Here is an 8,721-nt window from a genome sequence, read left to right as displayed (position 1 = left end):
TGTCAGTCTGTAGAGCGACCATAAGACCAGAACAGAGTAAATCTGTTAAGGCAGGTGCGGAACCCCGCAAGGGAAAGAAGCAGAAACCTAAATCGTGAGGTTTGGGAATCACCGTCCGTTTACGGCGGTGAGGATGTCAAAAAAATCGTCAATTCAAAAATGAAACGCATCAACCTCAAGAGTTGAAAAAGAAAGGCTCATCAGGTACTGTCTGATCATTAACAACAACAAATCAGACCCAAAAATGAGCCGACAACATCTTAACATAGAACAAAGAAACTTGCTCTACTAACTTAGTCAAGAGGGAAATTTATCTCAACGGCAAATGGCCGTCTGGCTCGGATGTCATCAAAGCACAATATCACGAGAATTAAGAAGGAATCAAAGTTCCCTCGGCTGCTATCTACCTGACACAGCACAAGCTCAAAGCGAGACGCACCAAAAAAATGCCAAACAACCCTTTAAAAATGTCAGCGAGTCGGCCTTAGAGTTGGTGAAAAAAGGATTGAAAAATTATCATAGTCCGGAACAAATAGCAGGTCGTCTGAAAAGAGCCAGTCAAGAATTTCTCAGTCACGAAACCATCTATCAAATGAATGATCGATCATAACTACCCTTGACTGTGGAAAGTATCAAGAATACCTAGGGCTTGCTGAAAATTACTGAAAGCCTTACTAGAAAACGGTTTTGGCACTTTTTTAGCCAAAAAAGTGCCAGAAACAAACGTTGAGAAATCGCTCCGAGGGACTCAAAACCCTGGCACTTTCGCTCTTCGATCTCGAAGGGTTCCGCTTCCAGACGTGCGAGGTCATTCTGTTATTCTGACTTCCCCTCCCGACGACCGGCGACCGACGACCGGCGACCGACTCCTAACCCCACCAATAAACTTTTTCAGCAGACCCTACCTACGCGGCTGGACGAGGAAAAAGAAAGAGTCGAGACGGAGCAAAAAGTAAGCGTGGAGGGATTCCGGGGCGTGTGGATATTCTCCTGTCCCATCTCCCATCTTCCCACACCCCACACCCTTCTCCCTTCTCCCTTCTCCCCCAATACTATCGGGACGGGGAAGAATTGATCGGGGGTAAAGAAGGAGAAATTTCGCCACCTCGATCGAATATTTCCAGATTCCATTGACCGAAACGATTACTTTCAAAAGCAATAAAACGACCGTTGCCACTAATCGTCGGACGACGCACTTCTCCTAAAATATTTTCGGTGATATTTTTTGCTTGCAGAGTTTGTCGATCATAAATATATATATCGGGTTTACCGGACTGTTCCGACACATAAACAATATAGCGACCATCGGCACTAATATCCGGTTGATCTTGATAGGTTTTTGCTTGATTTAACCCCGGCAGGGGAACTAAACGATTAGCCACTCGATCGAATAAATAAATCGTTCGTTGACCCCTGCGATCGGAGGCAAAGACCAGATAACGACCATCGTAGTTAAAACGGGGATTATCTTCAGAGGAAGGGGTATTTAAAGTATTTCCTAAAAGTTGTTGGGGAGGGGTGACAAAACCCGCATCACTACATCCCCCCAGACTGATGATATTAACCGCAAGAAAAAGTCCCAGAAGTTTAGGAAACCTGATCATCAGTCGGCGCTGGGGAAGGAAGGATACAACAATTAATATCATCAAGACAAACTTTACCCCAATGCAATGCCCAACGCACCAATTCCACCCGATTATCGGTTTTTGTTTTCGTCAAGATATTACTAATATGATTATCAACGGTACGCTTACTAATCTCTAGCTTTTCCGAGATTTCTTGATTAGTTAAACCATTAGCCACTAAATCGAGTATTTCTAGCTCTCGATCGGATAATGAAGCGGCTGTTTGAAACTTCGCAGCAGACATGAGTATAATTCCTCTCGTATATTTACTTATCATTCTAGAAGAATTTTTTCTCCTAGGAATCGATTAATATTCTGAAGATTATCTCTAAGCAACCAGAAATAGCTAAAATAGCTGGCTAAGACCCCCTCATCCTCAATCCCGTTTAAAAGGTATAGGAAAGTGGGGTGTAGGAAATGGGGAGGTGGGGAAGTGGGGAAGTGGGGGAATTTCAACTAAAACCCTAACACCTCAACACCCCAACACCCCCCGCAATGCGCACGCAGTGACCACCCTATCTCCTGACCACCGACTCCTGCCTCCTGTCTCCTGAATTCTGACGGCTGGTACTATATAATGAAAAACGCTCCTTAGTTAGATATTGAGAAAAACATGGAAGTTATCCCCGCTATTGATATTCTCGATGGCAAATGTGTGCGACTTTATCAGGGAGATTACCAACAATCGCAGGTTTTTAACGATAATCCCGCAATAGTGGCGCGAGAATGGGTCAATCAGGGGGCAACCAGATTACATTTAGTTGATTTGGATGGAGCCAAAGAGGGTAAATCGGTTAATTTGTCAACTATTGAAACAATTCTTAATGATATTGCCATTCCCGTACAGGTGGGGGGTGGACTGCGGGATCTAGAAACGGTGAGTAATCTCCTAAAAATCGGGGTAGAAAAGGCGATTTTAGGGACAGTCGCCGTAGAAAAGCCAGAATTAGTCAGCGAACTTTGTCAAAGCTTTCCGGGGCAAATAATTGTCGGTATTGATGCTCGCGATGGTAAAGTAGCCACCAGGGGTTGGTTAGAAACTTCCGAGGTAGAGGCGATCGCTCTTGGTCAAGATATGGCAAAAAGAGGAGCCAGCACGATTATCTACACTGATATTCATCGAGATGGCACGCTTTCTGGCCCTAATCTCGCCGCTTTGCGAGAATTAGCCGAATCTGTCGAGATTCCTGTGATCGCCTCTGGGGGCATTAGTTCCCTGACGGACTTACTGAGTTTATTGTCTTTGGAACCTTTAGGAGTAACGGGAGTAATCGTGGGCCGCGCTCTTTATACCGGTGCAGTTAACCTCTCGGAAGCGATTAGCGCGATCGGTTCAGGCCGTTGGCAGGATGTACCCCCGAATTTTTTCGCTTAACGGACTTGTTTGAGAGTATCCACCTGTTTATTGAACATATCGGTAAATAGTCCCAAAACGGTGCGATTTTCATTGACTTTGATGTTGACACTCACGGACATCCCCGATTGCAGCGGTAGAGTGGATTGATTTTTCAAAACTAACTCTTGACTGTTCAAGCGTACCCGGACGGGGAACCGATAAAAACGGTGATTTTCGTCGGGAGGTAAAGCATCGGAACCGATCGAGATTACTTCTCCCTTAATATCGCCGTATTCACTGTAGGAAAAGGAATCAATGCGAATATCGGCTTTTTGTCCCACGCGCACAAAACCGATGTCTTGGTTAGTCACGTCCACCTCTGCCACTAAACAACCTTTAGCGGCATCTTTCACCTCGGTGGGACAGCCATCGGGAACAAGTTTTAATAATGCTTCCGCTTGACTTGGTTGGGGAACAAACCCGGGCCGGGCCTTGAGATCAAAGACCACACCATCGATGGGGGCGGTAATTTTTTGATATTTAATGGTCTGTTGTGCTTGACTAATTTGACTGTCTAGTTCGGCAATGCGCTTGTTGTTATCAATGATAATGCGACTGATCTGACTATCGATTTCAGCGATCCGTTTGTAATTGTCCGCCATTTTATCGCGCACATCTTTTTCCGTGATTACCGTGGTATTAATCAGCTTTTCTTGCGCTTGGGAGATCAACAGGAAATAACGCTTTTCTTCCTGTTCCAGGCGGGAAATTTCGGCGATGCGGGTTTGTACTTCTTTCTCTTGTTTTTCTCGATCGATTTTGCCATTAGCCTCTTGCTGCTGTAATTCATTCTGGCGATCGGTTACCGATTGTTTTTGCTTATTAATCTGATAACGGGCGATCGCTCCTTCATCCCCCAAGGGTTCAATATCCTTAAGAATATTACGCTCGATATCCAAGCTTTCTTGGCCCTGTTTCATCGAATTGGCATTACGAGTCTTAATTTCTTCTAAGACTAAGCGATCTTTGATTAATTGCGAGCGGGCATCGGCCAACTGTACCCTAGTTTGGGCCAATTGTTTTTCTAGTTGTTCCATTTCCAATCTAGCGGCCGCTTGTCGAGAATTGGCCTCCCGTCGAGCAGCCCCTAAACGAGCTAATTCATCCCCTTGTAAAGCAGAGCTAGAAGCACCTTCACTGACCTGTGCTTGATAAAGTTGATTTTCTGTCACCAAAGCGGCACGATTACGGGCTAAATCGGCGATTTCACTCGGTAATTTTAATTGAGCGATCGAACTTTCCACTGCTGCCGGTGTCAGATCCTGCGCCATTAAGAGACGATAGAATTGATTTTCCTTCTCAGCACTGGTGCGAATTTTTCTCAAGGATTCTAACTGCACTTGCGAGGCACTGGAATCCATTAAAACCAGTACATCACCTTTGTTAACTCGATCGCCGTCTTTCACTTTCACGAACTGTACTACCCCATTCACCGGTGCTTGTACTTCTTGCACTTTCCCCTGGGGTTTAAGTTGTCCTTGGGCGCCCACCACCTGCTCGATTTTGGCGAACGCCGACCAAATTAAAGCGGCAGTGGTGACACTCATTAATGTCCAGATAATCGTCCGCGACCAAATGGGTGATTGTTTCAAGATCACCGATTGTTCCGGTGGGCTGAAAGTGGGTAAAGAAGGGGTAATACTTTTATTTTTCGTGGTAGTAGCCACGTTTTTACCCGCTTGGGTCAGTTCATCGCTTTTAGCGTTGCCGTTGCCCTTTTGACCGTTGTTAGAATTACCGTTCATGGGGATTCTCCTATATTTAGGGTTTGCTGAAAAAGTTTTTCGTGGGTGTAGGGTGTGGGGTGTGGGGTGTGGGGTGTGGGGTGTGGGGTGTTGGGGTTTTGGGGTATTAGTTGAAACTTCCCCATTTCCCCATTTCCCCATTTCCCTATCCCCTATCCCCTAATCCCTGTTCCCTGACTGACTAGATTTGCGAATCCTGTTGTTTATAGAGGGTATAGTAAAGGCCTTTTTTGGCCATTAATTCCTCGTGGGTGCCTTCCTCCGCTACTGTCCCTTTATCCATCATGACAATAATATCGGCGGATTTGATCGAAGCTAAACGATGGGTAATAAAAAAGACCGTATGATCCTTGAAAACTTCCTTGAGATTCAGACACACTTGCCGTTCGGTGTTATAGTCGAGGGCGCTGGTGGCCTCATCAAGAATGAGAATTTGCGGTTTTTGCAGGACGGAACGAGCGATCGCAACCCGTTGTCGTTGTCCCCCCGATAGGGATGCCCCCCGTTCACCGACGCGGGTATTATAGCCATTGGGCAGGGTCATAATAAATTCGTGGGCCGCCGCCGTTTTCGCTGCCGAGACAATTTCCTCCACAGTCGCATCGGGGTTAGTCAGGGCGATATTTTCCTGTACCGTACCGTCAAATAATAGGGTTTCTTGGGGAACCATGCCGATTTGACGACGGAGGGAATAGAGTTCCACTTTGTTGATATCGTAGCCATCGATGAGAATCCGTCCCGATTCTGGTTCGTAGAGACGGGCTAACAATTTAGTAATGGTACTTTTCCCAGCGCCACTTTCCCCCACCAAAGCGACAAAAGTGCCGGCGGGGAATTCTAAATTGACGTTGTATAGTTGCAGGGGTCCGTGGGGATTGAAGCGGAAAGCGAGGTTTTCGTAGGTGACGGTGCCTTTAATTAAGGGCATAGGGATGTTTTGGCGATCGAGTTCCGCTTCTTGGGGAGTATCGACGATATCGGCTAATCTTTCCAGGGATAAGCCAGTTTCTTGGAAGTTTTGCCAGAGTTGGGTCAAACGCAGAATCGGCGAGGTAACGTAGGAAGCGATAATCCGGAAGGCAATTAATTGACCAAGAGTGAGTTTTCCGTCTAAAACTAGGGCTGCTCCCACCCATAGCACTAATAAACCCGATAATTGGTTAAAGAAGTGACTAAAGGAACCGGCCAAAGTTGAGGTCATTACCGTTTGAAAACCTTCGGCCACATAGCGCGCATAACGTTCTTGCCACTGCCAACGGGAACGCAATTCGATATTCTGTGCTTTCACCGTTTGAATTCCCGTCATTACCTCCACTAGATAGGATTGGGTTTCGGCGTTTCGTTCGGCTTTTGCTCGCAGTTGTCGCCGCACGATCGGTGCGAAAATAGCTGTGGAGAGAACTAAAATCGGCACGACTCCCAGGGCCCAAACGGTTAGAATCGGGCTATAGATCAACATAACCACGATGTAGATAACCGAGAAAATGGCATCTAACACCACCGTTAGGGCTGTACCTGTTAAAAACTGCCGAATATTCTCTAATTCGTTGATTCTTGTCGAAATTTCACCCACTGGCCGCCGTTCAAAGTATTTCAGGGGTAAACGCAGCAAGTGATCGATAATTTCCGAACCGAGGGTCATGTCGATGCGATTAGTGGTATCGACAAAAAGGGATGTTCTCAAAAAGGTTAAAATTCCCTCAAAAACGGCAATTACTAACAGGAAAACCCCGAGGGTATTCAAGGTTTCCGGGCTATTCTGCACGATCACTTTATCGATGATCACCTGAATCATCAAGGGATTGGCCAGGGCAAATAACTGCACGAAGAAAGAAGCGATAAAAACTTCTATTAAGACTCGTTTATGTTTCTTGACAGAAGGCCAAAACCATGATAGGCCAAAACGCTGTTGCTGGGTGTGTTTGGTGGGTTTGAGCAGAATTACTTCCCCTTTTTCGTCCCAAAATTCCAGAAATTCGCTGGTTTTGCGTTTAATTATCCCCCTTTGGGGAACAGCGATCGTGGTTTCCCGTTGATTAATTTCGTAGAGGATAACGATGGTGTCTTGCCAGCGAATTAGGGCAGGAGGGTTGATATTGGGCAAGGAAGAAGCATTTAGGGGTACTAATTGGCTATGGAGTCCCACTACCTCGGCCACAGCCCCACACAGAGGCAGGGAAAGGCTGCCGGTTCTTTGCAGTTGATCTCCTAGGATGCGTTGGATCACGTCCTTGCGAAAGGGGATATTAAAATATTTGCAGAGCATCTGAAAACAGGCACTCACCGCCTCTAGTTCCGTTTTTCCCCCGAAAAAGGGATAGGATTTCCGGTTTTTCTCGACAGTTTTTTCAACGTCGATATCGCTGGTGATGTCGCTTATTCTTCCTTGGGGGATATCTAATACCTGGGTGGGTTTATTTCCCTTAATGACTTGGGTTTCCCAGATATCATCCGTTTCTGTTTCCGCAGCCGCTTCGGTTTCCACTGTCAAGAACTTGTCTAACTGGTCGGAGGAAAGACCTAATAAGCGCGTGTTAGTCGGATTGTTCTGGGTGATAACTGTGCCGATAGGATAATTATCGGTATTTTCGCTGACTAACCAGAGATAATCATCGTTAATCTGGTTGTAGGACACACAAGCTTTGTTTAAAAGAGCCTGAGCAATTTCTTTCAGGTCTCCCCCACCCCAGGCCTGTTGATTAAGATAGGAGCCTAGGAGAGCATAAACTTCAGCGATCGAGGTTTCTTTAAAGAAATGTTCCTTAAATTCGGGGTAATTATTGATTAAAGACCAAAAATCCTCTTCTTTTAAGGTTAAACAGATCGTGACTTCCGAAGAAGCGATAACCGTTTCACAGGGGGTAGCGCGCAGAAGACTCATCCACCCGAATAAATCCCCCGGCTGTAATTTAGCCAAAGTGACCGGCAGCGGATTGTTAACCCTAGCATCGTAACCCAAAAGTCTGGCCTCTCCCTCGTAGAGAAGGACGAGGTGGGAGGGTAAGCGATCGCACTTGAGTATCGCATTGCCCATCTCATAGCGAAAGGGTTGTAATTTCTGGCCGAGGGAACGTCTAACCTCGACGGGCAGGCGATCGAAGGGCTGTACAGTCTCCAGAAAGGCGGTAAAATCTAAAGTGGTGTAACTCATTAGCTAGGCGAAAATTGACTAAGTTGGCAAATAATTAAGCGAAAAGACTGGGTTTACCCAGCTTGGCAAGGGATGCTATATAATCGATACCTGCTCGCTATTGACTGGGGTTGATTCGGAGATAAATTTCACTGTTTGCATTTGAGTCATTAACCATTGTTGGAATAAATCATTCCGTAAGCGTTGACGGGTGGGAGGATCCAGTTCACAGGATAAGTATTTTTCTAACCGGACAATTACGACCCATTCTCCCACTTGCGTCGGTGGCCACAGTTGCCCCGGTTTACTTGCTTTGAGAATTTGCCCAATCTGGGGATGGGGAGTGCTCAGTTCCACAGGTCCGATTAGTCCTCCGGTTTCTGCTTCTGCTCCTTGGGAGTATTTTTTGGCTAGTTCAGCGAAGCTATTTTCTCGATCCTGTATCCGGAAAAATAGTTCTTGGGCAATGCCGATATTTTTTGTCCGAATCAGGGAATAAACCACCTTATCCAATTGATTTTTGACTTGCAAGAAGTAGGATTCTACTTTGTTATCCCAAGTCTCCTGTTTAAATTTTTCCAGTTTAATGTCCCGAAGAATTAGATATTCTAGTTGTTCGGAATCCATCCCGTTTTGTCGTAACCAAGATTTCATTTGTTCATCGTTGGCAATTTGATTATTTTGATAGAAACGGGAATAGGCGGCGTTTCTTTCTTCGGGATTGCAGGTGATATCGGCAATCGCTTGCTCGATAATTACTTCCCGGAATAACTGGGGTAACATACCATATTTTGCCAAAAGAGGCAAGACCGCTGAATCGCTAAT

At 45.8% G+C, this 8,721-nt stretch carries 7 protein-coding genes and 1 pseudogene; 2 read left to right on the top strand and 6 right to left on the bottom strand.

Features of this window, described 5'->3' with window-relative positions:
- Positions 1–244 precede the first annotated feature (244 nt).
- Positions 245–595, top strand: a pseudogene (locus PX636_RS19195) (transposase); the annotation flags it as partial.
- A 457-nt stretch (positions 596–1,052) separates the two neighbouring features.
- Here the strand turns inward: PX636_RS19195 and PX636_RS19190 are convergent.
- On the bottom strand, positions 1,053–1,604 hold the full coding sequence (locus PX636_RS19190; RefSeq protein WP_002796219.1) for a TolB family protein: 552 nt from the start codon (positions 1,602–1,604) through the stop codon (positions 1,053–1,055).
- Positions 1,588–1,869 carry a photosynthetic electron transport-dependent transcriptional regulator PedR gene (gene pedR / locus PX636_RS19185; protein WP_002796218.1) on the bottom strand — a complete coding sequence of 94 codons (282 nt, stop codon included), beginning with the start codon at positions 1,867–1,869 and terminating at the stop codon, positions 1,588–1,590. Before pedR ends, PX636_RS19190 begins: the two co-directional genes overlap by 17 nt.
- Before the next feature lie 369 nt (positions 1,870–2,238).
- On the opposite strand from pedR, the gene hisA reads away from it, so the two are divergent.
- On the top strand, positions 2,239–3,000 hold the full coding sequence (hisA, locus tag PX636_RS19180) for a 1-(5-phosphoribosyl)-5-[(5-phosphoribosylamino)methylideneamino]imidazole-4-carboxamide isomerase (RefSeq protein ID WP_002796216.1): 762 nt from the start codon (positions 2,239–2,241) through the stop codon (positions 2,998–3,000).
- Here the strand turns inward: hisA and PX636_RS19175 are convergent.
- From PX636_RS19175 to PX636_RS19160, 4 genes are all read right to left on the bottom strand, one after another.
- On the bottom strand, positions 2,997–4,766 hold the full coding sequence (locus PX636_RS19175; protein WP_041804347.1) for a beta-barrel domain-containing protein: 1,770 nt from the start codon (positions 4,764–4,766) through the stop codon (positions 2,997–2,999). The genes hisA and PX636_RS19175 overlap by 4 nt on opposite strands.
- The gene (locus tag PX636_RS19170) at positions 4,763–4,891 is read right to left on the bottom strand and encodes a hypothetical protein (protein WP_288118329.1); all 129 of its coding nucleotides are present in this window, start codon (positions 4,889–4,891) and stop codon (positions 4,763–4,765) included. The genes PX636_RS19175 and PX636_RS19170 overlap by 4 nt, the downstream gene beginning before the upstream one ends.
- A 56-nt stretch (positions 4,892–4,947) precedes the next feature.
- Positions 4,948–7,917: a peptidase domain-containing ABC transporter gene (locus tag PX636_RS19165; RefSeq protein ID WP_288118328.1), complete on the bottom strand. Its 2,970-nt coding sequence runs from the start codon at positions 7,915–7,917 to the stop codon at positions 4,948–4,950.
- A 75-nt stretch (positions 7,918–7,992) separates the two neighbouring features.
- Positions 7,993–8,721, bottom strand: a 729-nt coding sequence (locus PX636_RS19160) for a peptidylprolyl isomerase (RefSeq protein ID WP_288118327.1), incomplete at its 5' end; no start/stop codon positions are given.

The organism is Microcystis sp. M53598_WE2 (assembly GCF_030067735.1).
GTDB classification, from domain to species: domain Bacteria; phylum Cyanobacteriota; class Cyanobacteriia; order Cyanobacteriales; family Microcystaceae; genus Microcystis; species Microcystis aeruginosa.
The sequence above is the reverse complement of the archived record's forward strand: the minus strand, read 5'-3'. Positions and strand labels throughout refer to the sequence as shown.

What these genes read in the sequence shown, in the direction of transcription:
- PX636_RS19175 (WP_041804347.1), bottom strand. Translation starts at nt 4,766, where the DNA reads ATGAACGGTAATTCTAACAACGGTCAAAAGGGCAACGGCAACGCTAAA.
- PX636_RS19170 (WP_288118329.1), bottom strand. Translation starts at nt 4,891, where the DNA reads ATGGGGAAGTTTCAACTAATACCCCAAAACCCCAACACCCCACACCCC.
- PX636_RS19165 (WP_288118328.1), bottom strand. Translation starts at nt 7,917, where the DNA reads ATGAGTTACACCACTTTAGATTTTACCGCCTTTCTGGAGACTGTACAG.
- hisA (WP_002796216.1), top strand. Translation starts at nt 2,239, where the DNA reads ATGGAAGTTATCCCCGCTATTGATATTCTCGATGGCAAATGTGTGCGA.
- pedR (WP_002796218.1), bottom strand. Translation starts at nt 1,869, where the DNA reads ATGTCTGCTGCGAAGTTTCAAACAGCCGCTTCATTATCCGATCGAGAG.
- PX636_RS19190 (WP_002796219.1), bottom strand. Translation starts at nt 1,604, where the DNA reads ATGATCAGGTTTCCTAAACTTCTGGGACTTTTTCTTGCGGTTAATATC.